The following is a 26,097-nucleotide window of genomic DNA, read 5'->3' on the forward strand; positions in this document are numbered from 1 at the left end:
TTGGGCTTAAGGGTCGAAAAAGGGGCGGCCGAGAAAAGCAAAAAGACGCCCCTGGAAGGGGCTAGATGTATTTTCCAAGATCCCGGATACGGTGGGCATTTCCGCCGATTCTGCCTGGCGGTTGAGTTTTCGATGCCTCTTGGATGGCCAGCGTAACTGCATTGTGGGCAGCATCTTCGCCCTGTGTCTCTTTGATGTGCTTGAGCAAACCGATGACCAAGCAGGAGAGCGTGGCCAGTTCCTCTGTGTGGCCATCAATGGCCTGAATCAGACGACGTTCGTCAATCATTTCTAAGTCCCTTGTATGTGGCTTCGCTAATAGAGGCATGACGCTACTACGGCTGGAGCGAATCTTGCCACTGGGTTTGCATCCAGTCTGGATACCCCGCCAGTAAAGCGTCCCTTGTTTCCTAGAGACTCCCATGACTTTCGAGACCGATATCCAGAAGCTCGAGCCGGGCAACCAGATCCGGCTGTACGAGGTGGACGCCACGCGCTTGGGCGGCAACCTCATGCGATTCCACGGCCACGCCCAGGAAGGCGACATCATCTGGCAGGGCCAGCTGTACGAGGCAATCCAGATCGAGGCCAAGGGCTTCGACATCCGCGGCGACGGACGGCCGGCCACACCAACCCTGCAGCTGGCCAACGAGATCGCCGGCGTGCGCGGCGCCGTGACGGCGCTGTGCCTGGCCCTGAAGGACCTGGTGGGTGCGCGGGTAACGGTCATTGAGACCTTCCGGCACTTCCTGGACGCCGCCAACTTCCCAGACGGCAACCCCAATGCCGCGAACCAGGCGCGGGAAAACCTCTGGTTCATCGAACAGAAGACCGAGGAAGACCGCGAGCAGGTGACGTTCCAGCTGTCGAGCCCGCTTGACCTGGGCGGCGTGCAGCTGCCCAGCCAGCAGATCACCAAGTTGTGCCGCTGGGCCACGCGCAACTGGTACCGGGGCGAGGCCTGTGCCTATGCCGGCGCGGCAATGTTCACCAAGCAGAACGAGCCCACGGACAACCCCGCGCTTGATCGCTGCGCGGGCCGCTGGAACAGCTGCAAGCTGCGCGGCAACACCCGCCGTTTCGGCGGCTCCATGGGCGCAAGCCTGATCGCCAGTTCGAGGTAACCATGCGCATCAACCAACGGCTGCAGGCCGCGATCCGCGAGCATGCCGAACGCGAGCACCCGACCGAAGCGTGCGGCGTGCTGATCAAGACGGCCGCCGGCCGGGAGTATGTCCCGTGCCGCAACCTGGCCAGGACGCCCCGCGACCAGTTCACCCTGCATCACGAGGACCTGGCCAACGCCGAGGAACATGGCCAACTGCTGGCGATCATCCACAGCCACCCAGACGCCAGCCCGCGCCCGAGCATGGCCGACCGCGTCAGCTGCGAACTGCATGAGGTGCCGTGGGGGATCGTGGCGTGGCCAGGCGGCGATATGGAGTGGTTCAAGCCATCCGGCTACACCGCGCCGCTGCTGGGGCGCGAGTTCTCCCACGGGCTGCTCGACTGCTGGGGCGCCTGCCGCGACTGGTACGCCCGCGAGGCCGGCCTGCAGCTGCCGAACTTCGAACGCAAGGATCTGTGGTGGGAGGAGGCCGACGGCCCGAGCCTCTACGAGGACAACTTCAAGGGCGCCGGCTTCTACCAGGTCAGCGAGCCGCGCCGCGGCGACATGCTGGTGTTCATGGTGCCGTCGCCTGGGCGCCCATGCTTCCACCCGAACCACGCAGCGATCTACCTCGGCAGCGAGCCCGCCCTGGTCAGCGAGGACGCTCCGGCGCTGGGCGGTTCCGGTCCATTCATCTACCACCACATGGCCGGTCGCGCTTCAACCCGCGACATCTACGGGTGGTCGATGGCCAGCCGCTGCCGGCTGATCCTCCGACACAAGGACTACCAGCCATGAAGCGCACGGTGAAGCTCTACGGCGTGCTCCGCAAGCACTTTGGTCGTGAGTACCTGCTGGATGTGCAAAGCCCGCGGGATGCTGTACAGGCGCTATGCATCCTGGTGCCGGGCTTCGAGAAGTTCCTGGCCACCGGCGAGGAGCGCGGCCTGGTGTTCACGGTGTTCTCCGGTCGCCGCAACCTAGCGCCCGAGGAACTGGACCTGCAGGGCAGTGACGCCGAGGAGATCCGCATCGCGCCGATCATTCAGGGCAGCAAGCAGGGCGGTCTGTTCCAGGTGGTGCTCGGTGCCGTGCTGGTGGTGGCCGGCGTGTTCACCGGCGGCCTGTCGTCCGGTGTCGGTATCGCGCTGATGGCCGGCGGCGCAGCCCTGGCACTGGGCGGCGTTGTGCAGATGCTCTCGCCAACGGCCAAGACCGGTAGCCTCGACCGCAACGAGGATGGGAACAACCCCAGCTATGGCTTCGGTTCAGCCGTGACCACCATCGCCCAGGGCAACCCCTATCCAGTCCTGTATGGCGAACGGGAGATCGGCGGGGCGATTGAGTCCGGCGGGGTGTACCCACAAGACAAGCTGTAGCCACCACTCGACTACCTGACCTGCTTCGGCAGGTCTTTTTGTTTCTGGAGGAATGAATGGGCGCAGAAGTGAAGCGCAAGACCCAGGCCCCGCAGGTGCAACGGCGCCAGGTTATGGGGCACAAGGGGGGCAGCAAAAAGCAGAAGCAGCCCAGCATTGCTTCCAACAGCGTGCCGTCGATCTCCACGGCGCGCCTGGTCTACCTGTGGAGCTGGGGCCCCATCGTCGGCCCGGTGAACGGCCTGCGCTCGGTCAAACTCGACGGGACGCCGATCATGGCAACGGACGGCACGATCAACTATCCCGGGGTGAAGTGGCAGTTCAGATCGGGCGAGCTGCACCAGGATCGCCTGGAGGGAGTGAGCGAGTCGAGTAACGAGATCCAGGTCGGCCAGGAACTACGCACCACCGCGCCGTGGGTCTACTCAATCAGCAACCCCGTGATCGACGCTGTGCGGGTGCGGTTCTCTTGGCCCGTACTGCAGGCCCAGGACAGCGGCGGCAACATCAACGGCGTGATCATCGACTATGCAATCGACGTGGCCACCGACAGCGGCCCCTACCAGCAGGTGCTGGCGTCCAGCGTAGACCGCAAGAACGTCACCAAGTACGAGCGGTCACATCGCGTCGAATTGCCAGAGGGTAGCAGCTGGACGATCCGCGCCCGCCGCCTGACGCCAGAGGCGAACAGCTCGCTGGTGCAGGACGCCATGGTTGTGGAGGCGATCGCCGAGGTGGTCGACAGCGATCAGGAGTACCCGCTCACTGCCGTCGGCTGCGTGGAATACGACGCCCAGCAGTTTGGTGGTGACTTCCCGAAGATCGCCGTTCTGATGCGTGGGCGCATCGTCCGTGTGCCGATGAACTACGACCCCGAAACCCGCACCTATGCGACCTCCGGCGCCGGGACCACCAACGGTGTCTGGGATGGATCGTTTAAGGAGGCCTACACCAACAACCCGGCCTGGGTGTTCTACGACCTGGCGCTGCACCCGTACTACGGGCTTGGCGACCGCATTGACGCATCGATGATCAACCGCTGGTCGTTGTACCGGATAGCGCAGTGGTGCGACCAACTGGTGCCGGACGGGAAGGGCGGTCAAGAGCCGCGCTTCACCTGCAACCTGTACCTGCAGAAGCAGGCCGAGGCTTGGGCGGTGCTGCAGGACCTGGCCGCGATCTTCCATGGCTTGGCCTATTGGGACGGCAGCCAGATCGCGGTGAACGCCGACATGCCGCAGGACCCGGTTTACACCTACACCACTTCCCAGATCCTTGGCGACGGCGTGATCAAGTACTCGGGCAGCAAGTGGCGCGACCGCCACAGCCTGGCCATGGTCACGTTCGACGATCCCGAGCAGGGCTTCGAGACCGACAAGGAGCCGGTGTTCGACGAAGACGCCATGGCCGAGTACGGCGTGCGCGACGTGTCCGTGGAGGCCGTTGGTTGCACCAGTCGTGGCCAGGCCCAGCGCGCCGGCAAGTGGGCGCTGCTGACCGAGCAGCTGCAGATACGCGGCGCGACGATCAATGTCGGCCTCGATGGCTACATCCCGAAACCTGGCACCGTGATCGCGCTTTCCGATCCGATGCTGGCCGGCCGTGCCAATGGCGGCCGGATAGCTGCTGTCGCTGGACGTGTCGTGACACTCGACCGTGACGTTGAGGTGCCCACCGGGGCAAGGCTGCTGGTCAACCTGCCGAGCGGGAAGGCTGAAACGCGCCAGATTCGCTCGATCGCTGGGCGCCAGGTCACCGTCATGGCCGACTTTACCGAGGCCCTACAGCCAGAGTGCGCCTGGGCGATCGACTATGACGACCTCAAGTTGATGCAGTTCTACGTCCGCAACGTGACCCGGCCGGAGTGGACCCGTTTCCAGCTCGAGCTGATCCAGCATGAGCCTGGCAAGTTCGATGCCATCGACCACGGCACCATGATCGACGACAGGCCAATCAGCGTGCTGCCGCCAGGCGTGCAAGATGCGCCGGCCCGCGTCCTGATCAGCAGTCATTCGGCCGTTGACCAGGGTATCGCGGTTACCACCATGACCATTGGTTGGGACGCCGCGCCAGGCGCTGTGGCCTATGACGTGGAATGGCGCTGGGGTTCGCGCGACTGGATCAAGGTGCCGCGTACTGGCGAGCTGGCAGTGGACGTCCGCGGGGTGTATGCCGGGCAGTACCTAGCCCGTGTGCGCGCGGTCAATGCGATGGATGTTGCATCGATCCCGACGGCCTCGGTGCTCACCGATGTCGAAGGAAAGACCACGCCGCCGCCAGCTGTCACGCACCTTACGGCTTCGAGCGAGCTGTTCTCGATACGCTTGAAGTGGGGCTTCCCTGAAGGCGCAGAGGACACGCAGCGAACCGAGATCTGGTACGGCCCGAGCACTGATCGAGAGCTATCGACCAAGCTGGCAGACCTTGCGTATCCCCAGGCAGAGTACGTGATGTCTGGCCTGGCAGGTGGCGCAGCGTTCTTCTTCTGGGCGCGCTTGGTCGACCGAACCGGCAATATCGGCCCTTGGTACCCGACCGCGCCGACGGTCGTGCACGGCATCGCGCAAACCGATCCCGGCCCCATCCTCGACATGATCTCCGGCGAAATCGACGAGTCCATGCTCGGCGAAGAATTGAAGAACAAGATCAACGGGCTGCAGGACCAGATCGACGCCCTGGACGGACTGAAAGCCTACGACAAAGACACGGCCTACGAGGAGGGGCAAATGGTCGTGGTCGATGGCCGAATCTACCAGGCGGTGCACGATGTGCCGGCTGACCCGAGCGGCGCGAATGCCCCGCCAAACGTGGTGTTCTGGATCGACGTTGGCCAGTCGGTAGAGGCTGCCAATGGCCTGGCGCAGCAGGTGCTGAACAACACGGCAAAGATCGAGGAGGTAGACGGCAAGGTCATTTCCACTGCCGAGAGCGTGCAGGTCCTCCGGGCATCATCCCGTGAGGAAGACGCCGAAGGTGACCTGGCGGGGGCCATGAAACTGTGGACTTCAACAGCAGCGATCGCTCGTGAGCAACTTGTCCGGACGACCAAAACCGATGCGCTTGCTCGAAGCTCGGAAACCCTCGAGGCAAAGATCGGCGAGACCGATGCGGCCGTGCAGACGGTAAGCCAGGCTCAGGCCAGCTTCGAAGGCAAGGCCAGCGCCATGTGGGCTGTAAAGCTGCAGCTTAACGCCCAAGGGCAGTATGTGGCGGCAAGCGTTGGCCTCGGCACCGAGAACGGTCCTGGCGGACTGCAAAGTCAGTTCCTGGTGTCTGCCGATCGGTTCGCAGTGGTGAACAACATCAACGGCGCTCTCTCGTCACCCTTCGTTGTTCAAGGAGGTCAGGTGTTCATCAACCAGGCGTTCATCAACACTGCGTTCATCCAGCAGATTGTGGCGGGCATGTCGATTGTCTCGGAGTCGAAAGACGCCCAGGGCCGGCCGCTTCTGGAGATGAATTTCAAAACGGGTGCCGTGACGTTCCGCGGCCAGGATGCCAATGGTTCGACGCTCATCACCAACGGCCAGGTCAACACGTACTACACCAGCGGCAATCCGGCCACGAAGATGGGTATCGGCATATGAGCACAGGGTTTCTTGCGTTTGCCGAAAACGGCTCAGTCATCACGGATATGACGATTCTTATCAGCCAAACGCAAGGAAGTGTCGTGACTGGCTCGGTCAACGGCAGCGCTGTGCTCCCGCCTGTGCCGGCTGGCCGCCAACGGTTCTACATGATTGTGTCGCTGGTTGACATGAACCGCGAGAAAGGGAAGCGCCCAGGTGTGAGCATTACCGGAGACACCATGGCCTGGGCCTACTCCTACAGCACGAACAACTGGGGCTACTTCTCGGCGAACTGCCGGATCTACTACGGGTACTACTGATGGCTGGCAAATTTGTCGCATATCGTGATGTCGGCGGAGAGCTGATCTTCGATACCGAACTGATCAGTTACGGTTTGCGCAAGAGCGGGTACTTGTCCTTCATCGAAAACTGGTCCCAGAAGTTCCTGAGGTCTGCGCAGCTAGACCCGAACAACGGGGCGAACTGGGTTGACTCCGCTCCGCCCAAGGAGCCGATCTACGGCATATCGTTGAGTAAGTGGTCGTCTCCACTGGTGTTCTTGGTAGGGGATGGAAGCCCGTGCGGGGAGATGTTGGTCGGCGGTGTGAAGACGCTGCTGTTCGTTGGCGCATCGGCCAGCACAAAGGCCTATGTGTTCGACCTGATGTCGGATGATGGTCCAATCACTGGGCTCAAGTGCTTCCGTGACAACCCGTGGGAACTCACCTTCAACTCCGGGCAGCCACCCCTGAACATCATCGCGTCGATTGAGGCGCCCGCCCCTGGAGTGTTGGTGCATCCATCGTTCGACTATCGGTACACGGCGTACCAGGGGGGGTACAACTCAATGATCGGCACAAATGGTGGTACCACGTACTACCAGATGAAGTCGTATGTCGATGTGCCGGTCCAGGCCGGCGAGCTCGCCGCAGCCATTACGTTTACCCGCTCTGCGGCCTGCAACGGGTCGAATTCAGGCGCTGGTGGCTTCGAGTTCGGCAGTCAAGAAGGCTGCGGCGGCTATGTCGGCGGCGTGAGGTTCATGTTCACCGTTGCTGCCGCTACGACGAGTTCCGTGGTGGGGAGCTTCCCCTACAACTACTGGCGCGCAATTCCTGATCTTCGCCCCCGGGCGTTGGTGATCAGGACCGCTGGACTTCCTTTCCCATTCAACTGATCCAGGGGTATCTATGCCATGGTACAGAGCAGGCACGGTAGCGATCACTGCCGGCCAAACAACGGTGGTAGGCACCGGAACAAACTTCGCGGCGAACAGCCGAATCGGGGACGCATTCATCGGTCCTGATGGCAACGTTTATGAACTGGCCAATGTGGCGAGCCCGACTGTCATCAGCATTCTGCCGGCATATCAGGGGCCAACGGTCACCGCCGGCGCCTACGGAATGGCGCCGATGCAAGGCTACGTCAAAGAGTCGGCAGACCGCCTGCGTCAGTTGGTTGAGCAGTTTGGCAGTACCCTGGCCCTGTTCGGCAACGCAAACGATATCGCTACGCTTCGGGCAAACATCGGTGCGGCGAAAAGTGGCGCGAACAGCGACATCACATCGCTGTCGGGGATCACCACGCCCTTGAGCCTTGCCCAAGGCGGCACGGGCGGTGGAACTGCTGGGGCGGCGCGTGCCAGCCTGGGTCTAAAAAGCGCGGCCCTCGCGGACGCGATTGGCCTGGTGTCGGCTGGGGCCATCATCGAGCGCGGAAGCAACTCGAACGGACACTACACGAAGTTTCTCGACGGAACGCTTGAGTGCTGGCGGACGCTTCGTGTGCCCAAGACGATGAACAACGCTTCAGGCTCATTGTTCTTCAGTGCGCTGGAGCCGTCGTTCGCGTATCCGACGCCATTCTCCGAAATACCCACAATCAGCATCACGGCATCTGGTGAGTTTGAGTGTTTGACTGTGCCTGCTGGGCTGACAAACCAAACGAACTGGCCTGGCGTCTACATCGCCAGTCAAATTGTCCGGGCGTCGTCAACCGTCGATATTTGTTACATCGCAAAGGGGAGGTGGCAGTGATGCGGATCTCGCTCAGCCCACAGCGTAGGGATGACAACCTCATTGTGTTTCGCGACGGCGAAGCGCTAACGATTAACGCGGTTCGGTTCGACTTCGGCGATTTGCCTGACGGCGCGACCTTGCCATCTGGAAGCATCGGCACGCCATGGGTGTTCGGGGATGTTGAGCGCTTGGCCGGAGAGCTGCGGCTTACTCTGCTGTTGCCGCACGCTGGTGATGCCCCGGCACAAGCGCGATTCCCTGCCGATATACTCGATCCGCCAGACGGGGCGATTGTGCTTCCAGGGCTCGCGGCTGGCCAACCAGGCGGCACAACACCCGGAGTAATCGACTGGTCGGCCGTGATCACCTCAGAGGCGAAGGCTCAGGCCGCCGCCGCGGAGCGGTTAGCGGGTGTGGTCGCTGAAACCGCCAGACTGCGCAGGGCGGCCGACGATGCTATCGCACCGCTGCAGGACGCGGTCGACCTTGACGAAGCCACTGAGGCCGAGGCCCTGCGGTTGAAAGAGTGGAAGCGCTACCGCGTTGCGCTGAATCGCCTGCCCGAACAGCACGGCTACCCCGCCGAAATTGATTGGCCCGCGCCGCCGGCCTGATCCGCATCGAACCCACCGACCGCCCGAGAGGCGGTATTTTTTTGCCTGGAGAAAACCCATGACCCAATCCACCGCACGCGGTGTACGCAACAACAACCCCGGCAACATCGACTACAACCCCCGCAACGCTTGGCAGGGGCAACTGGGCGTCGAGGTTGGCGTGGCGAAGCCGCGCTTCGCCCGTTTCGACTCGCCTGAGAATGGCATCCGCGCTCTGGGCAAGCTGTTGCTGAACTACCGTGGCAAGGACGGCATGCCCGGGGTTGGCAAGCCGGGCATCGACACCCCCATCGAGTTCATCAGCCGCTGGGCTCCGTCGACCGAGAACAACACCACCGTCTACGCCCAGGCCATTGCCAAGCGACTCGGTGTCGGCGTGCGCGATTCGATCGACATCAGCAACCCCCGCGTGCTGCGCGAGACCATCGTTGGCATCATCGTGCACGAGAACGGCGGCAACCCGTACAAGGGCGCGGTCATCGATGAGGGCGTGCGGAGGGCGCTGGCATGAACTGGCTTGGCGCGGTGCCGGCCTGGTGCTGGTGGCTGATCGCCTTGGTGCTGGTCGGTGGCGGCCAGCAGTACCGGGTGGTGGTTGCCCAGGGCGAAACCGACACCGCCCGCGCAGAGCTGGCCGACTACCGCCTGCAGGTGGCCGAGCGCGACCGGCGCGCCACGGTCAAGGCTAGAACCGAAGAACAGCGCCGCCAGGCTGTGGCGGACGAAGCAGACAGGAAAGCAGATGAGAAATACACCGATCTTGAAATCAGGGCTGCTGATGCTGAGTCTCGGGCTGTCGGCCTGCGCGGGGAAATCGCCCGACTGCGCGCCGGCCGATCAGCCACCTGCGATACCATCGCTGCCCAGCAGTGCCAGGCAGGAACCTCTGCCGTCGTGGTGCTCGGGGGATTGCTTGAAGAGGCTGACCGAATGGCGGGAGATCTCGCGACAGCGCTTGAGCGAAGCCGAATAGCTGGGCTTGCGTGCGAGTCAGTTATTGACGGCGTCCGGAGGCCGTGAGAAAAACCTGCAGTGGCAGACCGGAGTGCCACTGGTTTACTGCCTAAAAAATGACCACTTCTGTGATCATCCAGCCTTCCTTGCTGAATTTTTGCTTTAGCAAATCTTCAAGCGTCCTTTTTGCCCCGTAAACACTGGGCCTCCACGATTAATCGACCCGATCCATCATCGGCGGCACAGAGACGGGGGGCGGCTCGGGGCGCGTGGCGGCGGGGCTAGTGGCTTGAGAATGCATAAGTGTAGGGCACGAACTCAGCAAAGCCGGTGCCTTGGCTTCTGGCACCGGCCGATCAGCCGTTTTGCCTAGCGACTCATTCCCAGCTCCGCGTCGTCCATCAATGCCTTAACCAGCGCGCTCAGGTAGTACGAAGCCCAGAGCAGCTGGGGCTTTTCCTCCATGATGCCGGTGATGGTCAGGTCGCGTACGCAGCCTATCAATTCCGAGGCCTGGTCCCGCGCATGCTGGCAAGGGATCCCGGGTTCGATGCAGAACAGTGGGTCGGTCTGGCCTTCGCCCTGGTAGAACTTGGTCTTGCCCACGGTGGTGTGGGGCGGGGTGGTATCTGTGGTCATTGTTGAATCTCCCTGAAGTGTTCTGCTGCCTGATCTGGCACCACCTGCCTTGAGGTCTAGTGCAACGGACGCGGCTGCGCGTTTGGCATCTGTACCTGGATCAATGCTGATTCGAGCAGCACGCGCAGTGCCTCCATCTCATGCATGGAGGCCAGCATCAGAATCGAGGCGGGTGACTTGGGCTGCAGCAGAACAGCCTGATGCGCCACGCTCTGCGCGCACAGGGCGTATTCGGTGGCCTGGATGAGGGTGTCTTCGAGAGAGTGGTGGTTGTGGGGTGGATCGGGGGACGATCTTTAACATGGTGATTTACCGTTGACGGTGCCACCACCAGCCTGCTGTCAAACAGAAGGGCGGCAGCTGTACGTGGGTTGACAGACCGGCGGTAAATCACGCAAAAATTCCGGCGCACGCAAGCGTGCCCACACGTACAGCCACCATTGAACGGAGACTGCCTGCGTGATTCTACCGTTACAGCCTGTCAAAGCTGTGTCGTTGATATTCAACGACAGCCCGAGACTAGAGCCCTGCCCAAGAGGTCGCAACGGAAAAAACGCGGCAGCAGTATGTTTGGGAAATGGACTACAAGGAAGGGATTAAATCTGATTGTTGATGGCTTCAATTGACTATTTTCAGGCCGGTTCGCTCTGCACGCCGCCATCACCGACTGAATTCAGAGTATGGAAAATAAATCCGTCCCCATTTTTCCGAATATCATCAATCCACACTTTTCGAAAGTTGCTAGTTTGGTGCGACTCTCCGTCAAATTCTTTTTCACCAATAACTCCATAGGTGAAACCGACAACGTCAAGCTCGTTACCGTTAAGTAGAGTGCGCGCCTCATAAATTAATGCGCAGCGAGCCATATGGCTAACTTTTTACATTTTCTTCAGATTATAGCTCTTGCCAGAGCTGCCAGCAAACATTAAGATCGCTCACTGAGTGTGGTAAAGTTTCTTGGCAACCCATGACAAAGGATTGACTAATGTCTGCATACACCGGTTTATCTTGTACTTTTTCATATTTGATTCGCGAGCACGGTTCTGAAAAGGTTTACGATTGGGTATTTGAGGCAGCTCAGAATGCTGCAAAAAAAGAAGATCCTGACTTTGATTTATCAGACGCATTATCATATCTTGCGGCTGCAGTAGTGTCGGATGAGGTCAGTGAGGCTGAGTCTAAAGTTCCTGAGGTTGCTGGGCTGCTGAAGAGCAAGATAGAAGAAACTCAAAAGGTTTATGATGAGTTAGTGGCGGCAGCCGCCTTGATCAAATTTGACGACCTTGAATTCTCTGATTACCTTGAGGAGATTGAGCAGCCGCTGGCACGTTTCTCAAGAGCAAGATTCTTTACTCCAGAGCAGCCAGTATGCTCGATATCTAAGAAAATTGAAGAATTTCAGGGCGCTGAAAAAACCGAATACCAATGGGTATCGGTTGAAAAATTCATGACTGAAGAATTCCCAAGCATCATAGAGCGTCAAATAAATCTGTATAACGACTTTACCACCTACAGCAGTCATCGTGAGGACGATCACCCGGCAAATTGGAAGGCATCGCCATTTGCCTATCTGCGTGTAAAAAAAGGACAGCTGTACCGCCTGCTTGGCTTAAAATCTTTGTATAGGGAGACTGCGGCTCAACTACAGGCTGTTAAAGAGTTGGCGACTAAATTCAAAGCAGCAGTTAGTAGTGAGCAAGCAGCTCATAACGAGTACGACAAGGCTCGGAGTGCAATTGAACAAAAAATCCCAGATGACCTTGGTAGGCATATCCCTTACGATGTAATTGAGTCTATCAGGAGCAAGGCCCCCAAGCCTTGACTAGCATGGGAGGTCTCAGGTTGAGACCTCCTTTTGCGTCAGTGAATAACTGTATGGAGTTCTGACTCAATCTGCTGAATAAAACGATTCTGTTTGCCTGAGGTATATTCGATGTAGTGCCTCCTTGCCGTAGTCGCTGTAGGCTTGAATCCACCGCCAAAAACAATCTCCAGGATTTTCAGCATCTCTTCAATTATTTTGAAGACTTCGATCTGTTTTGCGCTGAATTTAATATAGAGTCGCCTGTTTTTACCTGTGAACTCATAGAAGTAGACTCTAATTTTTCCTGTTCATCGCTCCTGAAGGCGGCACTGGGCGACCCATATGCCTATGCCGAGTTGGGGCGTATGGCCCGTGACGGTGTCGACGCACCGGCGGACTTCGCCAAGGCACGCGAGTACTACAAAATGGCAGGCCCGGCCGGCGTTGTAGGCCTGGGCAAGTTGATGGAGCAGGGCAAGGGTGGGCCTGAAGATGTACAAGGCGCCCTTGACCTGTACATGGCGACGACCCAGAAACACCTTGACCCTGCATGGATGGCCATGCGGCCGCTGCTGGCCGCCGGTTTTCCGCTGGATGCGGGGCAGGTGAAGAAGTACAACCGGCTCTGGACCAAGGGGTTATGGGCGCTTCAGGGCAAGTGGTTGAACCGCAGGACGAGCTTCAATGGCGTTGATCGTTCCGTGCAACTGACCGTCAAGGTGTTATACCGCTTCCCGGCAGGACGGACCCGCCCAGATGCTTATCTGACGCAAAGCAGTGGCAACCTGCAGGCGGATGCCGTCGTGGTGAATGCGCTGGACAAGTTGCCGATGGATGATCCCTATCTCACGCCTTTTGGCCAGCCAACCCCCGATATTGTCGCGTCCGTCGTCCTGATGCCTGTCGTCGACAAACCGACCATGCGGGCGGCACAGTAGCGCAGGACCTGGTGATCGCTGGCAGTGTGCCTGTGGATGCACTTCAACCTCAAAGGCCAACGAGATGCCTGATATTGTCGCCCTGATTTGCCAGTGGTATGGCGCCGATGAACTCGAACCTGTCGATGCAATAGCGCGTTTGATTCCGGTGCTGGAGTTCATTGCCATGCCGGCAGCGCAGCAGGAGCAAGCACTGCCGGGTTGCCTGGCCTGCGAGGTGTGGAACTCCAGGATGCAGCCTTTGCAGGACGCGCTTCAGGTCGTTGGCCATGCCTTGCCTGATTCGATTGCAACGCCATTGAACCGGGTATGGGCGCTGTATGCGTCGATGGGCGACGTCGAGCTGCCGTGCCATGATCGGTCGATCTTTCAGCGTGGCCACTGGCAGCCGATGCGCGAGGCGGCCACGCAGGTTTTGAGTACCATGGGGCTGGGGGCGGTCAAAACGTTACTGGCAGACCTTTCCCGTTGAGGGATTTGCAGGGCAGGTTACGTCGAACACAGCGAGCTCCTTGCTCATTCAGCAGGCCCGCCAGTGTGAAGCGGCTTCCTGCGAAGCGCATTGAATACCGCCTCGGCGTACCAGGTTTCCGGCCCGATCAGGATGGCGTCCAGTGGCTCGGCATGTAGCTCGATCTGTGTCGTAATACCTTCGCTGGCGAGCAGTTGCCGGGCATCTTCAAGTTGCCGGCGGATACCCTTGAGCCACAGTCGGCCTGCCCCCGCCAGCAGGAACAGGGTGTCGGGATAGGAATAGGCGAGCTTCTGGCGCAGCGTGATCACCGCCGTTCTGTTGTCACGAGTGAACGCAGGCGCCAGCACATAGGTTTTGCCCGCTGCGGCATGGAGGTCGTCCTTGTCCTGCAGGTACTCCTCAATAGTGAAGCAGTTGGCGACCGTTTCGAGCGCACCGCTGATGGCGTCGACCAGATAGGCGTTGACACCGACATAGCAATACTCGGTCTTGCCATGCACCACGCAGTCCTCGCTGTTGCAGCGGACTACCCAGTAGCCACCGTTCGCTGAGCGCTCGCAGGACTGGATGACGAACCGCTCCGGGCGACCGTCCCTGATGACGTCTGCAAGATGGCCGAGGACGATGGCGCTGGCTTGGTGTGCGGATAGCATCTATGGGTACTCACGTAATAGTCGCGCCAGGATAATCATTTTCGAGCGGCATTGTTCCGCTCAAGCGTGAAGTCCCCGCCCATGAGTGAATGCAATTACCGAAGGAACAGGCCGGCAGCCAGCCCTCATTTGAAAAGCGCTGCCTAAAACAAACCGATCAGCATTGATAGCCCGTGCGCTGCCCAGGGTCTTACATTGATCGCCAGGTTCAACCAAGGAGTTACCTATGCTGATCAATGGTTATCAGAGCTTCCAGTACCTGCCCGGCCAAATCAGCGAGAAGACTCATTCAGGTACCGTTGGTGAGGCGCAGGTGAGCGTGGTCACTACCTCGCCAGAGGCCAGTCGTTTAGCCAAGCGAATTGAATATTGTGCAGGCAAGAGTTTGCTCCAGCACCTGACTGTATCCACGACTCAGCCGCTGAAGGACTTGCTCCAATGGTTGGCCAGTTTTCTCGGCCGAAGCGGGGCTGCCCAGGGCGCGCCGGAGGATCCACGCGTGCAACACGCCGAACCGACCGGCACCGCAGCGCCTTTTCGCCGCAGTTTCGGTAATGGCTTCAAGACCGTGCTCGATGCAGTAAGCCTGCTCGCGACTTCCTCCAAGGTTGATCACAATCGCTTCGATGTAACGCTGAAAGCCGAGCAGATTAATAGCTTGCAAGGTGCCATTGTCGAGGGGCGTGCAAATTTCAAAGAAATTGAATTGCTGGTGAAAACCCGCGGGGATTTGCAGTGGGTGCGAACCCTCGCGTTGAGCTTGACTCATGATGTCGACGCCCATCAGCCCTCAATCAAGGCAGCGCTGGCGAACTTGGCCACCGACCGTCCAAACCCAAGCGTCTTTCTGGGTGGGCTGATGACATTCCTGCAAGGGCAGGAAACTCGGTGGTTCGAAAAAAACGGGAGTAATCCTGAGATGCTGCTGGACGCTCAAGCGCAGAACGGCTTCATTAGCGAACAGCTCCAGGTGCATATCGATAAGCTGGGTGCTCACCAGGCCAACAAGATGCTCGAGCAACTGGAGGGGGAGTTCGGTAAGCGGGCAAGTGGGGTCATGGGGATTGCCAGCGAGCTCTTGGGGTTGGCCGATGATGACGATCAGCTTCTGTCACGCATGACCCGTGCCGAGGGCTTGAGCGATAGCCTGGTCGGCCTGCTTCGCGCGAAGCTTGATATGCCCGAAAGCGGTATGACGAGCTCGCCCACTATTAACAGCCTTGACCAGTTGAACCCGCTGGAGTTGGCCGCACTCGTGAGCCTAGGTATCAAGTTGCAATAGGCAGGAGCAGGCCCCAACTTATCGCCTGAAGCGACCCAGCCTGCACGGCTCCAAATCAGGCGATGGCGTGCCACTGGTGATTTCCATGCTCGCGAGACGGCCTACGGTAGCGGCCAGCGTGACACCAGGATGCATGACACAGACGTAAACGCCGCTGATACCCGGCAGAAAACCAACCAGCGGTGCACCATCTCTGGGTATCGGCCTGAAACCCACGCACGCCTTTTCAATGTCGAGTGAAACGGCGCCATGCAGCGCTGCTTTGATGGCTTCGGCGGTTCTCAGCGCAATGGCGCCTGGTTGGTTGTCTGCTGCATTGTCCAGATAGTCCTCTGCCGCCAACAGGCTGCCGTCATCAGCATGCCGCACCTCCATGGCTGCGTTGGAAATGATCCCTCGGACAAGGTGGGGCGGCGAGTGGTATCGGATATAGATGGCAGGAGAGGCGTCGAGCGGGAGTGGGTAGCCCAGCAAGTCCGTCAATAGCGTGGTACCCGTTCCCGCCGCAAGCACCACCAAGTCCGCATCGATTACCCCGTGGATGGTTTTCACACCTGAGACGTTGTCTGCGGTGCCCGTGAACCCTTGCACCTGTGTCTGCTCCAGCAACCTGGCGCCTCGAGCTTGAGCGCCTTTGATCAAGGCCCGGGTGGCCGCTACTGCGTTCAGCGCGCCTTCCTCTGGAGCATGGTTGGCGTGGGCAGGCGGGTGTTTCAGGTTAGGTTCCAGGGTGAGGATCTGAGCCTGGGATACCGTTGATATGCCTGTATCCGTCGCAGGGGCGGCCGGTACTTCCGCAAGGCCATAGGTCAGCGAACCGGTCCATTGAATGAGTAGGTCCGGCAGTTGCGCTTCGAGGCGACGATAGTCTGATATGGCTGCGGCCCGCAGTGCGGCGACAGGGTCTGCGTCACTGTAGGTGGTATTGATCCATGCAAAGGAAGTCGAGGTCACGCCAGATGCTACATGGCCAGCCTCCACGATGGTCACCTGCGCGCCTTGGCAGGAAAGGTGGTATGCAACAGAGGCCCCCACGATACCTGCCCCCACCACTACCACATTCATTCCCGGGATATTTTTCATCGTGCTCCGTCACCGACCTGGAACTATGTTTCACTGACCGTCCCTGGCAACCCTTGGTCCACAGGGGCAAACAGCGATATTAAATGGAAAGCGTGAATACCAGCGAGCCTATGTTCGACCAATACCTTAAGCAATGGGGGCTGACCATCGATGGGGAGGCTTTCGTTTCACTCAATGGCCATCTATTGCCTGTTCGCCAGGGCGATACACCGGCGATGCTGAAAGTCTCGCAGGCGCCGGAGGAGCAGGCCGGCAGCCAGCTGATGGCCTGGTGGGCAGGCGACGGTGCAGCCCCTGTGCTGGCCCACGCGGGCGAGGCATTGCTGATGAAGCGGGCGCAAGGTTCGGCGTCACTCGCGCAGATGGTTGCAGATGGCAGGGATGAGCAGGCCACGCGCATTCTCTGTGCCGTGGCAGCCCGCCTGCATGCGCCACGGTCGACGCCGAGGCCTGCGCTGGTGCCGCTGGAGCAATGGTTCGACGCATTGTGGAGCGCGGCGGCGACCCACGGTGGGGTGCTGGAGCACAGCGCAAAGGCGGCGAGGGCGCTGTTCGCTGCTCCGCAGGACGCTGCGGTGCTGCATGGCGATATCCATCACGGCAATGTGCTGGATTTCGGGCCGGCCGGCTGGCTCGCCATCGATCCCAAAGGGTTGTTCGGCGAGCGGGGCTTCGATTTTGCCAACATCCTCTGCAACCCGGACGAAACCAGCGCGCAGGCACCGGGGCGCTTCCCACGGCGTATAGCGATCATTTCGCAGGCAGCCGGTATTGAGCGTCACAGGCTGTTGCAGTGGGTGCTGGCGTGGGCAGGGTTGTCGGCAACCTGGATGATCGAGGACGGTGCTGAGCCGGGGGGCAGGTTGGCGTTGGCGAGGCTGGCGGTTTCGGCGCTCGATGGCGGCGCTCGGGTTTCTGACTAAGGCATTGCATGTTAGCCGGCGATCAAGGGTGAAGCCGGGATTGCGCTGATGGCCAATTCGCCATGCAGCCCTTCAAGCCCCAGGCGTTGGCCACGTGCATACTGGTCCCACAAGGACACACAGTGTATTTCCCTGCGTTGGGCAGATCGGTCTAAACCGCTTTTAAAAGAGTGGCGGTAGGCAGCACGAGTCGTAATGGATTATTGTTGGAAGGGATGAAACCAAGCTTGTTTTGGTAATAGCTGGCAGCGTCCGTGTCCTTTGCATCGACGACAATGAGCGCGACTCCCGAATGTCGGGCAACAACGCGCACTCGCCGAAAGAAGTCTGCCGTCAGGCGTTTGCCAAGGCCCTGTTTTTGTGCGGTTCGGTCGACTGCAAGACGACTCAAGAGAATTGCCGGGATCGGATGCCGAGGCATCTTTTTCTGCTGACCCTTACTAAGCGAGTCGAGCGCCACGGACGCATTAGCTAGCGTGTAATAGCCCAGCAAAGTGCCTTCCTCAACGTACATGAATGTGCGCGACACATTGCGCTTCTGGTCTTGGCCGGCTTGTTGAGTGATATAGGCGTTGAGAGCGGGATGGATCTTGCAATCGAACGCAGAGCGATCAATCGACTTGTCGAAGTCGACAGTAATGAAGTCCATTGATACCCCTTAGCGCAGTGCGAGTAAGTTACAAAGCGCCTCGGTGGGCTCAGGGGGAACATCGAGCATCTGCTCGGCTGCCTCGGCGTCGAGAACCGTCATGCCTGTGGTATCAACACTGGTGACTTCTGCATGCGCAACGGAACGGACAGCCAGGGCAGCGACAAGCTTTTTCAGGTCTGACAGGTCTCGTTCAACATCGGAGAGGTGCGGCGCTCTTGCGGGGCGATTCCTGCCGTGAATCTTGACGTTAACCCAGGTACCGCCAGACAGGGTCTTCGTTGCGAGATCTTCAACGAGATCGTCAGCAGTGATCCGCAACGCTTCCATTCTCCCGCCTTTCAGCAGGAGCTGCTTTTTTCTGGTAGCGGCACGACGGGCAAGCCCGGCTTCAGATCTGTTCGTCACAACGATATTCTCCGTATTTCCCGATCCTAGCACTTTTTCCTTGTCATCTTGACCTGGTCGGACAGCTGACAGGGATGGGCCAGTCGTGTCCAAGGTATGGAAAGGATATCCGAAGGCCAGGCGATGTCTTGTACGAAAGTGCCTGCACGACGGTCATGCGGCGGTGAAAGCAAGTTCGGAGTTTTCATGTGCAATCAGCAAGACCAGGCTCGACGCCTACCGTTTCTCGCCTGTTTTCGCCTTGCTTGATCAAACGATCGCTTCTGGATGAGGATTGTCTGTTGATTGGAAGTGATGACTGCCGAGATGGGCTTCGATTGAATGGGGCGCGCAAATCCACCTCGCTCAAAACGCGCCCGGCACATAGACCACCTGATCCCGCCCCCCTTGCTTCGCGGCGTACAGCCCGCTGTCGGCGCGCCTTAGCGCGTCTTCGAGCGTTTCCCCCTCGGCAAACAGGGTGCACCCTGCGCTGAGGCTTACCCGCAACGGGCCGCTGGCCAACTGCACCGGCTGGGTGCCGATCAGCTGACGCACCCGTTGCGCGATGCCGTTCAGTTCCGCGCTGTCCTTGACCGGCAGCAAGGCAACGAATTCCTCGCCACCCTGGCGCACCAGCAGGTCATCGGGGCGAAGCGCGGCGCGCAGGCGGCGGGCGCACTCGCACAGCACCTGGTCGCCGGCCGCGTGGCCATGCTGGTCGTTGACGGCCTTGAAGTGGTCAAGGTCGGCATAAATCGCCCCCAGCTGCAAACCGCGCTCGTGGGCCAGGTGCCGCTCACGGTCATGGAAGGCGGCCAACGCCCCGCGGTTCCACAGCTGGGTCAAGGGGTCGAGCAGCGCTTTGCGCTGTTCGCGGTCCATCTCCAGGCGCAGGTCGCGGTTGGTCTGGATCAGGCTGCGCAGTTGCAGATAGCCCTCCGCAAGGGTGGCCAAATCCTTGAAATTCGCTTGCTGGACCTCGTTCAGCAGGCGCGGTTGCGGGTCGAACATGCACAACGTACCGATGGCCTTGCCGTTTCCGGCACGCAGCGGATGGCCGGCGTAGAAGCGGATATAGGGCGGGTTCAGCACCAGCGGATTGTCGACGAATCGCGGGTCGCGCGTGGCGTCCGGCACCAGCAAGGTGCCGTCATCGAGAATGGCGTATCCGCAGAAGGACACGTCGCGCGGGGTCTCGCTGGCGTCCAGCCCGATCCTGGCCTTGAACCACTGGCGGTCCTGGTCGATCAGGCTGATCAGCACGGTGTCCACGTGCGCCAGGTCCTGGGTGAGCCGCACCAGGGTATCGAGGTAATGCTCGGCGGGCGTGTCGACCAGGTTCATCTCATCGAGGGCGTGCTGGCGCAGCGCTTCGTCGGTGGGGATCGGGCAAGCCGGCATCTGCTTCTCCATTGCATCGGCAGGGTCTGTGATGGGAACTACTTTAGACAATGCTAGGCGCACATGGGCAACCTGCTTCGCCGCTGGCGAGTGCCGCCGATCGGCTCGTCATCTGTATCGGCTGGCGCCTTGTAGCCGTTTGGCAATAGCTCATTGGGGCTATGGGGCTGGCAAGGCGCGGGTTGCTATGCTGCTGGCGGTCTGGACACAGGGATGGGCTGGCGTCGAATGGCGCTGCCACTACACGGAGGTGCACATGCAGATTACATTGCCGCTGAGTGTCAGCGACTGGAAATACAAGACTGCCAGCGGGGGTGGGTTGACGGTGATGTTTGCCGCCGCCAACGGTGGCTTGCTGACCCTGACCGATCCCAACCAGGCCGAGCAGCAGTTTCGCTATGGCTCGCTCGGGGTCGGTGTTGGCGTAGGCGCACGCTTGCCGCGGGTAGGCAAGATCAACTTGCTGGTGGCGGGCAAGAGCGTTGGCGCGGTCGGCGCCAATGAAGACTTCCCGGCGATCGGCACGGTACTGGTGGCCGAATCGGTCGCTGCCCGGGGCCTGGTGCGCGACGACTTCAAGGGTGGGTGCGTGTTCCTCGAAGGCGGGCTGGGCCTGGTTGGCGGTGGCAGCGGCTCGGGTGTGCTGTTCGGCCTGGATCCCAAGCTATTGGTCCTGGGCACCGCCGCGATTGGCGGCGGCGGCGCGTTCCTGCCGCAGGAAACCTTGCCGCGCCTGCTGCGCTCGGCCAAGGGCGTGATCTTCTCCGCTGGGTTCAACATCGGCGTGCAGGCGGGCGGTGGCCTGGCATTGACCATGGGCGGGCTGTTCTGATGGCCATGGCGTGCTCGCGCTAGCGTCAGGCGCTCGTCGCGCCCAGCGCCGCGAGGTTGCAATACTGCCCTTTGAAATACAGCAAAGGTTGCGAGGGCGTGGTTTGCTGCACATTCAATGCCTTCACTTCCCCGATGACGATCAGGTGATCGCCCGCGACGTGTTCAGCGTGAATCTCGCAATCGATCCAGTGCAGGCTGCCGGCAATGATCGGATTGCCCAGCGGTGACGGCTGCCATTGCACCTGGTGCCACTTGTCCGTGCCGCGCCGCGCGAACCGGTTGGAAATCTCGACCTGCTCACCCGCCAGGATGTTGACCGCGAAGCGACCGGCCTGGCGAATCCTGGGGTAGCTGGCCGAACTGGCCATCACGCTGAATGACACCAGTGGCGGGTTCATCGACACGCTGTAGAACGACTGGCAAGTAAAGCCGATCGGCTCGTCATCGGTGTGCGATGTAATGACCGTGATACCGGAGGCGTAGTGCCCGAGCGCTTCGCGAAAGCTCGATGGCTCGATAGGGAGTGACATAGTAGATCCTGGGTGTGGGTACCGCTCGAAGGTGTGGGAAGGCCCGTATCTGTCCGGGCCTCCACCTGTTACCTCCGACCTGGGCTCAGCGCTTGTTTGCCAGCTCTCTGCGCACAATCTCCGCGCCCGCACTCAACGCATTGAGCTTGCCTCTTGCCACCTGGCGCGGCAGGGGCGCCATCCCGCAGTTGGTGCAAGGGTAGAGCTTGTCGGCGTCGACGAACTGCAGGGCCTTGCGCAGGGTATTGGCAACTTCCTCGGGAGTTTCAATGGCGTGGTTGGCGACATCGATGGCGCCAACCATCACTTTCTTGCCGCGGATAAGCTCGATCAGGTCCATCGGCACGTGGGAGTTGTGGCACTCCAGCGAAACGATGTCGATGCTGGATTTCTGCAGCTTGGGGAAGGCTTCTTCGTATTGCCGCCATTCCGAGCCCAGGGTCTTTTTCCAGTCGGTGTTGGCCTTGATGCCGTAGCCGTAGCAAATGTGCACGGCGGTTTCGCACTTGAGCCCTTCGATGGCGCGCTCCAGGGTAGCCACACCCCAGTCATTGACCTCGTCGAAGAACACGTTGAAGGCAGGTTCGTCGAACTGAATGATGTCGACACCCGCCGCTTCGAGCTCGCGGGCTTCCTGGTTGAGGATCTTGGCGAACTCCCAGGCCAGTTTTTCGCGGCTTTTGTAGTGGGCGTCATACAGTGTGTCGATCATCGTCATGGGGCCTGGCAGCGCCCACTTGATGGGTTGCGAGGTTTGTTGACGCAAGAACTTGGCGTCGTCGACGAAGACAGGCTTGCGGCGAGCAACAGCGCCTACGACCGTCGGCACGCTCGCATCGTAGCGATCACGGATTCTGACCGTCTCGCGCTTCTCGAAATCGACACCGTCGAGGTGTTCGATAAAGGTCGTGACGAAATGCTGACGTGTCTGTTCGCCATCGCTGACGATATCGATACCGGCGTGCTGTTGCTCCTGCAAGGACAAGCGCAGCGCATCTTGCTTGCCCTCGATCAGTTCATCACCCTGCAACTTCCATGGCGACCAGAGTTTCTCAGGTTCAGCGAGCCAGGCGGGTTTGGGCAGGCTGCCCGCAGTGGAGGTGGGTAACAGCTTTTTCATACTGGAAAACCTTGTGTCTGGTTGAGTCAAAGCGCGCAGCGGGCGGACCACTGCTCGAGAACCGCCTGGTAGGGCTTGATGAAGTGCTCTTGCGCGAACTTCCCCTGTTCGACAGCCAGCCGGCTGCGCTCTTCGCGGTCGTATACGATGCGCGTCAACGAGTAGTCCTGGTGCTGCAAGTTGGGCTGGTAGGTTTTGCCGGCGGCGGAGTTCGCGTTGTAAATTTCAGGCCGGTAGATTTTCTGGAAGGTGTCCATCGTGCTGATGGTGCTGATCAGTTCAAGGTTGCTGTAGTCGCCCAGCAAATCGCCGGCAAAATAGAACGCCAGCGGCGCGGCACTGTTGGGCGGCATGAAGTAGCGCACCTTCAAACCCATCTTCTTGAAGTACTCGTCGGTCAGCGAGTACTCCGCCTGCAGGTATTCAACGCCCAGGACCGGGTGCTGGTTTTCCGTGCGGTGATAAACCTTGCTGCTCGAGACGCTCAGGCAGATGACGGGGGGCTTGCTGAAATGCTCCTTGTAGGCGCGCGAATTCACGAAGCACTTGAACAGCTTTCCGTGCAGGTCTCCAAAGTCATCGGGGGTGCTGAAGGTTTGCCGGTCCTTGTTGTGCCCCAGCAACAGCACGCTGAAATCGTAATCGCGCACGTACGACGAAAAATTATTGCCGACCATGCCGTCGATACGCTCGTTGGTTTGTCGATCGACCACCGTCGTTTTCAATATTTCAATCAAGGGCAAGGCAGGGGCAGTGCCCGAGAGGCCGAGATCCATTTCCACTGAAATGATGTCGAGCTCGACCGTGTAGCGGTCACCGAAGGGGTTGTCCCAGTGCGCCAGGGCATTGAAGCGGTTGTCGATCATCCTCAAGGTATTGCGCAGATTTTCCTGGCGGCTCTTGCCCCTGGCCAGGTTGGCAAAGTTGGTGGTGGTGCGGGTCTTGTCCGAAGGCTGGTAGTGCTCATCGAAACAAATACGTTTGAGGGTGAATGCCAACTCGTTGTTCATGGTGGTCGTGTGCCCTGATGTCTGAGGCGAGGCAAGAAGGGCCAGGGTTGAGGACGCGCCCATGCCAGGCTGCCTTTCTCGCTCACGCAAATTCGATGAGGGGATTGTCAAAGATCAGTGCGTCATGAGACAAACTCATTTTTTTTGCATACAAGTGTAGTTTTGCTCATGATCGATCTGAGGCACCTGCGCACCATCCATGCCTTGCGCGAAACCGACAGCCTGTACGAAGCCGCCGAACGGCTGCACCTGACCCAGTCGGCGCTGTCGCACCAGTTCCGCGAGCTGGAAGACCGTATTGGCATGCCGCTGTTCGTGCGCAAGTCCAAACCGGTACGTTTTACCAGCGCCGGTCTCAAGCTGCTGGAGCTGGCCGAGCAGGTGCTGCCGCAGATCCGCGCCACCGAGCGGGACCTGGGCAAGCTGGCTGGCGGTACGGCCGGGCGGCTGCACATCGCGATCGAGTGCCACAGCTGCTATCAATGGCTGATGCCGTCGGTGGACGAATTTCGCGGTGCCTGGCCCGAGGTCGAGCTGGACCTGGCGTCGGGGTTCTCGTTCGCGCCACTGCCGGCCTTGGAGCGGGGCGATCTGGACCTGGTGGTGACGTCCGACCCGGTGAAACTGCCGGGGATCAGCTACGTGCCACTGTTCGGCTATGAGGCACTGCTGGCCATCGACAATCATCATGCCTTGTGCGCAAAGCCGTACCTCGAACCCGCAGATATTGCCAGCCAGACGCTGATCACCTACCCGATCGAGCGCAACAGGCTGGACATCTTCACCCGCTTCCTTGACCCGGCCGACATCGAGCCGACGCAGGTGCGTACCTCGGAGCTGACGATCATGATGATGCAACTGGTGGCCAGCGGCCGCGGTGTGTGCTGCCTGCCGAACTGGGCCGTGCATGAATACAGCTCGCGGGGTTACGTGACCACCAAGCGACTGGGAGAGAAGGGGCTGCAGGCAAGACTCTACGCGGCGGTCCGCAGCGACATGCTCGAAGTGCCTTATGTAAGCGACTTCCTGCTCACGGCAAAGGATATGTCCTTCGCGACGCTGGAAGGCGTCAATGCTGTTTCCGGGATCGCCGTTTGACAGCCAGCCCCATCTATCGCAGCGCATTACCTGGCAATCGAGGCGCACCGATTAGCGGGTCATCACCGAGTCGGCAAGGATCGCGCGAAACACTCTGTATATCTCCGAAAGCGCTGGTTACACATCCCGGCTGCACACTAGTGCGACAGCGCCATTGGTCGGCTGAGTCGAAGCGCAAGCTAGATTCGGTCGACAAAATGTACGAGGATTTTCGTAATTTCGCCGCAGATGTGGTTCACCAATGAGTAACCCAAGCATGAATATCCTGTTCGAGGGCGACACCGGCCAGGCCCTGTGCGAGCGTTGTCAGGCGTTGGTCGCCATGCATTACACCCGGCGCGACGTGCCTTTCAGCGATGGCCTGGGCGTGGCGCGGGACATCCTGGTGGGCGTGTGCGACGGCTGCGACACGGTGGTGGCTATCCCGCCGCAGTCCACTCCGGCGATTCGCGAGGCGCGCAAGCAGCAGCTCAAGTCCATCGAGGCGCGGCTGCCGGCAGTGTATGTCGATGTACTCGACGCGGCGATGCAAGCGGTCAGCAGCGAGGCAGGGGTACATCTGCGCAAGCTGTTCCTCGCCCATTACTTCCACCGGCTGGTGCAGGCCTGCCAGGGAGCAGGTCTGCAACCCGGCCACGAGGCCTTTGTCCAGGCACTCGACGTGCAGCGGCGTCAGAGGGGTTTGCTGGCGTCCGGAGCCACGCGGCGGCTGTCGATGAAGGTCAACCCGCACATGGCCGAGGATTTCCTGACGCTGCTGGGGCAAACCCGGATGAGTCAGACCGAGCTGCTCAAGGCGGTGATCGCAAGAATCCATGTGGATGTGCTCGAGGCGCGTAATCCGCAGGTGATCGAGGCGCTGCAGCGGCTGACGCGAGTGGCGGGGTAGGTCGGGGCGGGCGCACCGCGCGGGCATCGCTCCTCACATGTGAGGCTTGCGCAGCTCATGATCCAGGCGTAACGTGCATCACATGTGAGACAAGGACACCCCCTTCGATGGCAGGCAAGAAAAGCTCCACCGACTACATGCGTGACATGCGCGCCCGGCTCAAGGCCGCGGGCCTGGTCAAGCGTGAGCTGTGGATCCTGCCCGAGCACGCCGCCGCCCTGCGCGGTATCGAGAAGGCTTTACGTCAGCCCCACGCGGGCAAACAGGTCAGAACGGAGGATTTCATGACCGAGCACACCCACTGGACGATCGAAACGCTGCACAGCGCCCTGCAAGGCCTGGACGAGGTGCGTGACGGGTCGATCGGCCTGTCCCTGCAACAGGGCGCCGAGCCCAGCCTCAAGCTGGTGATGAACGAACTGGACGGCCTGCCGCTGTACATCGCCGTGGCCGGTGAGCAGATCCTGGTCGACACGTTGCTGGTGGAAGCCAGCCAGGTGAAAGACCGCGCTGCATTCAACGATGCGGTGCTGCGCACCCGCGACGTGTTCCCGCTGTCGTCGATCGGCCTGCACACGCTGCCGTCGGGCGAGTCGGTGTACACCCTGTTCGGCGCCCTGAGCGCGGCCTCGTCGCTGGATAACATCGTCCAGGAAATCCACACCCTGGCCGACAACGTCATCACCGCCGCCGAAGATTTCGAAGACTACTTCACCCACTGATTCCGGAGATTG

The 26,097-nt window shown here is 60.2% G+C and carries 29 protein-coding genes and 1 pseudogene; 18 read left to right on the forward strand and 12 right to left on the reverse strand.

Translation table 11 applies throughout. From position 1 onward, the window contains the following. Positions 1–61: 61 nt before the first annotated feature. Positions 62–289, reverse strand: a complete 228-nt coding sequence (locus ABZO33_RS05275) for a hypothetical protein (RefSeq protein ID WP_414535130.1) — start codon at positions 287–289, stop codon at positions 62–64. 133 nt (positions 290–422) lie between these two features. Here ABZO33_RS05275 and ABZO33_RS05280 point away from each other — a divergent pair, with 133 nt between their 5' ends. The 9 genes from ABZO33_RS05280 to ABZO33_RS05320 all read left to right on the forward strand — a co-directional run bounded on the left by ABZO33_RS05280 (position 423) and on the right by ABZO33_RS05320 (position 9,711). Then, positions 423–1,124 carry a phage minor tail protein L gene (locus tag ABZO33_RS05280; RefSeq protein ID WP_414535131.1) on the forward strand — a complete coding sequence of 234 codons (702 nt, stop codon included), beginning with the start codon at positions 423–425 and terminating at the stop codon, positions 1,122–1,124. Positions 1,125–1,126: 2 nt separating this feature from the next. Beyond that, positions 1,127–1,909, forward strand: coding sequence for a C40 family peptidase (locus ABZO33_RS05285; protein WP_414535132.1), 783 nt, complete (start codon positions 1,127–1,129; stop codon positions 1,907–1,909). Then, positions 1,906–2,490 carry a tail assembly protein gene (locus ABZO33_RS05290; RefSeq protein WP_414535133.1) on the forward strand — a complete coding sequence of 195 codons (585 nt, stop codon included), beginning with the start codon at positions 1,906–1,908 and terminating at the stop codon, positions 2,488–2,490. The genes ABZO33_RS05285 and ABZO33_RS05290 overlap by 4 nt, the downstream gene beginning before the upstream one ends. 56 nt (positions 2,491–2,546) lie before the next feature. Next, positions 2,547–6,077, forward strand: coding sequence for a host specificity protein J (locus ABZO33_RS05295; protein WP_414535134.1), 3,531 nt, complete (start codon positions 2,547–2,549; stop codon positions 6,075–6,077). A gap of 301 nt (positions 6,078–6,378) precedes the next feature. Then, positions 6,379–7,236 (forward strand): hypothetical protein, encoded by an 858-nt coding sequence (locus ABZO33_RS05300; RefSeq protein ID WP_414535135.1) that lies wholly within the window; start codon positions 6,379–6,381, stop codon positions 7,234–7,236. A gap of 13 nt (positions 7,237–7,249) precedes the next feature. Further along, positions 7,250–8,095, forward strand: a complete 846-nt coding sequence (locus ABZO33_RS05305; protein ID WP_414535136.1) for a phage tail protein — start codon at positions 7,250–7,252, stop codon at positions 8,093–8,095. After that, entirely contained in the window at positions 8,095–8,691 is a 597-nt protein-coding gene (locus ABZO33_RS05310) for a tail fiber assembly protein (protein ID WP_414535137.1), read from the forward strand. Before ABZO33_RS05305 ends, ABZO33_RS05310 begins: the two co-directional genes overlap by 1 nt. Before the next feature lie 58 nt (positions 8,692–8,749). Continuing rightward, complete coding sequence (locus ABZO33_RS05315; protein ID WP_414535138.1) at positions 8,750–9,202, forward strand: structural protein P5; 453 nt, start codon at positions 8,750–8,752, stop codon at positions 9,200–9,202. Further along, positions 9,199–9,711: a DUF2514 family protein gene (locus ABZO33_RS05320; RefSeq protein ID WP_414535139.1), complete on the forward strand. Its 513-nt coding sequence runs from the start codon at positions 9,199–9,201 to the stop codon at positions 9,709–9,711. The genes ABZO33_RS05315 and ABZO33_RS05320 overlap by 4 nt, the downstream gene beginning before the upstream one ends. A 303-nt stretch (positions 9,712–10,014) precedes the next feature. Here ABZO33_RS05320 and ABZO33_RS05325 read toward each other — a convergent pair whose 3' ends face one another. The 3 genes and pseudogenes from ABZO33_RS05325 to ABZO33_RS05335 all read right to left on the reverse strand — a co-directional run bounded on the left by ABZO33_RS05325 (position 10,015) and on the right by ABZO33_RS05335 (position 11,150). After that, entirely contained in the window at positions 10,015–10,284 is a 270-nt protein-coding gene (locus tag ABZO33_RS05325; RefSeq protein ID WP_414535140.1) for a DUF3077 domain-containing protein, read from the reverse strand. Between the two features lie 56 nt (positions 10,285–10,340). Beyond that, a pseudogene (locus ABZO33_RS05330) lies at positions 10,341–10,587 on the reverse strand (hypothetical protein). Between the two features lie 329 nt (positions 10,588–10,916). Next, entirely contained in the window at positions 10,917–11,150 is a 234-nt protein-coding gene (locus ABZO33_RS05335; RefSeq protein ID WP_414535141.1) for a hypothetical protein, read from the reverse strand. Positions 11,151–11,269: 119 nt separating this feature from the next. On the opposite strand from ABZO33_RS05335, the gene ABZO33_RS05340 reads away from it, so the two are divergent. From ABZO33_RS05340 to ABZO33_RS05350, 3 genes are all read left to right on the forward strand, one after another. Then, positions 11,270–12,106, forward strand: coding sequence for a hypothetical protein (locus ABZO33_RS05340; protein ID WP_414535142.1), 837 nt, complete (start codon positions 11,270–11,272; stop codon positions 12,104–12,106). 116 nt (positions 12,107–12,222) lie between these two features. Beyond that, entirely contained in the window at positions 12,223–13,026 is an 804-nt protein-coding gene (locus tag ABZO33_RS05345) for a tetratricopeptide repeat protein (RefSeq protein ID WP_414535143.1), read from the forward strand. 64 nt (positions 13,027–13,090) lie between these two features. Then, positions 13,091–13,498, forward strand: coding sequence for a hypothetical protein (locus ABZO33_RS05350; RefSeq protein WP_414535144.1), 408 nt, complete (start codon positions 13,091–13,093; stop codon positions 13,496–13,498). A 44-nt stretch (positions 13,499–13,542) separates the two neighbouring features. Here ABZO33_RS05350 and ABZO33_RS05355 read toward each other — a convergent pair whose 3' ends face one another. Next, on the reverse strand, positions 13,543–14,154 hold the full coding sequence (locus tag ABZO33_RS05355; protein WP_414535145.1) for a hypothetical protein: 612 nt from the start codon (positions 14,152–14,154) through the stop codon (positions 13,543–13,545). A gap of 226 nt (positions 14,155–14,380) precedes the next feature. On the opposite strand from ABZO33_RS05355, the gene ABZO33_RS05360 reads away from it, so the two are divergent. Then, positions 14,381–15,436, forward strand: a complete 1,056-nt coding sequence (locus ABZO33_RS05360; protein ID WP_414535146.1) for a hypothetical protein — start codon at positions 14,381–14,383, stop codon at positions 15,434–15,436. A gap of 18 nt (positions 15,437–15,454) precedes the next feature. Here ABZO33_RS05360 and ABZO33_RS05365 read toward each other — a convergent pair whose 3' ends face one another. Further along, entirely contained in the window at positions 15,455–16,519 is a 1,065-nt protein-coding gene (locus ABZO33_RS05365; protein ID WP_414535147.1) for an NAD(P)/FAD-dependent oxidoreductase, read from the reverse strand. 110 nt (positions 16,520–16,629) lie between these two features. Here ABZO33_RS05365 and ABZO33_RS05370 point away from each other — a divergent pair, with 110 nt between their 5' ends. Next, positions 16,630–17,442, forward strand: a complete 813-nt coding sequence (locus ABZO33_RS05370) for an aminoglycoside phosphotransferase family protein (protein WP_414535670.1) — start codon at positions 16,630–16,632, stop codon at positions 17,440–17,442. A 151-nt stretch (positions 17,443–17,593) separates the two neighbouring features. On the opposite strand, the gene ABZO33_RS05375 is transcribed toward ABZO33_RS05370, so the two are convergent. The 3 genes from ABZO33_RS05375 to ABZO33_RS05385 all read right to left on the reverse strand — a co-directional run bounded on the left by ABZO33_RS05375 (position 17,594) and on the right by ABZO33_RS05385 (position 19,882). Then, positions 17,594–18,091 carry a GNAT family N-acetyltransferase gene (locus ABZO33_RS05375; RefSeq protein ID WP_414535148.1) on the reverse strand — a complete coding sequence of 166 codons (498 nt, stop codon included), beginning with the start codon at positions 18,089–18,091 and terminating at the stop codon, positions 17,594–17,596. Positions 18,092–18,100: 9 nt separating this feature from the next. Beyond that, positions 18,101–18,499, reverse strand: a complete 399-nt coding sequence (locus ABZO33_RS05380) for a hypothetical protein (RefSeq protein WP_414535149.1) — start codon at positions 18,497–18,499, stop codon at positions 18,101–18,103. A 345-nt stretch (positions 18,500–18,844) separates the two neighbouring features. Further along, positions 18,845–19,882 carry a diguanylate cyclase gene (locus ABZO33_RS05385; protein WP_414535150.1) on the reverse strand — a complete coding sequence of 346 codons (1,038 nt, stop codon included), beginning with the start codon at positions 19,880–19,882 and terminating at the stop codon, positions 18,845–18,847. A gap of 256 nt (positions 19,883–20,138) precedes the next feature. Between ABZO33_RS05385 and ABZO33_RS05390 the strand changes: the two genes are divergently transcribed. Then, positions 20,139–20,714 carry a hypothetical protein gene (locus ABZO33_RS05390; RefSeq protein WP_414535151.1) on the forward strand — a complete coding sequence of 192 codons (576 nt, stop codon included), beginning with the start codon at positions 20,139–20,141 and terminating at the stop codon, positions 20,712–20,714. A 25-nt stretch (positions 20,715–20,739) separates the two neighbouring features. Here ABZO33_RS05390 and ABZO33_RS05395 read toward each other — a convergent pair whose 3' ends face one another. From ABZO33_RS05395 to ABZO33_RS05405, 3 genes are all read right to left on the reverse strand, one after another. Further along, positions 20,740–21,246, reverse strand: coding sequence for a flavin reductase family protein (locus tag ABZO33_RS05395; protein ID WP_414535152.1), 507 nt, complete (start codon positions 21,244–21,246; stop codon positions 20,740–20,742). Between the two features lie 85 nt (positions 21,247–21,331). Beyond that, a complete protein-coding gene (locus ABZO33_RS05400) occupies positions 21,332–22,366 on the reverse strand; it encodes a methionine synthase (RefSeq protein WP_414535671.1) in 1,035 nt (344 codons plus the stop codon). Between the two features lie 26 nt (positions 22,367–22,392). Continuing rightward, positions 22,393–23,376 (reverse strand): DUF1852 domain-containing protein, encoded by a 984-nt coding sequence (locus ABZO33_RS05405; RefSeq protein ID WP_414535153.1) that lies wholly within the window; start codon positions 23,374–23,376, stop codon positions 22,393–22,395. A 168-nt stretch (positions 23,377–23,544) separates the two neighbouring features. Between ABZO33_RS05405 and ABZO33_RS05410 the strand changes: the two genes are divergently transcribed. The 3 genes from ABZO33_RS05410 (at position 23,545) to ABZO33_RS05420 (ending at position 26,085) form a co-directional block, all read left to right on the forward strand. After that, positions 23,545–24,474, forward strand: coding sequence for a LysR substrate-binding domain-containing protein (locus ABZO33_RS05410; RefSeq protein WP_414535154.1), 930 nt, complete (start codon positions 23,545–23,547; stop codon positions 24,472–24,474). A gap of 256 nt (positions 24,475–24,730) precedes the next feature. Then, positions 24,731–25,363, forward strand: a complete 633-nt coding sequence (locus tag ABZO33_RS05415; RefSeq protein WP_414535155.1) for a hypothetical protein — start codon at positions 24,731–24,733, stop codon at positions 25,361–25,363. Positions 25,364–25,470: 107 nt separating this feature from the next. Beyond that, complete coding sequence (locus tag ABZO33_RS05420) at positions 25,471–26,085, forward strand: YjfI family protein (RefSeq protein ID WP_414535156.1); 615 nt, start codon at positions 25,471–25,473, stop codon at positions 26,083–26,085. The last annotated feature ends 12 nt before the right edge of the window (positions 26,086–26,097 follow it).

Source organism: Pseudomonas sp. CAM1A (assembly GCF_047501685.1).
GTDB lineage: Bacteria > Pseudomonadota > Gammaproteobacteria > Pseudomonadales > Pseudomonadaceae > Aquipseudomonas.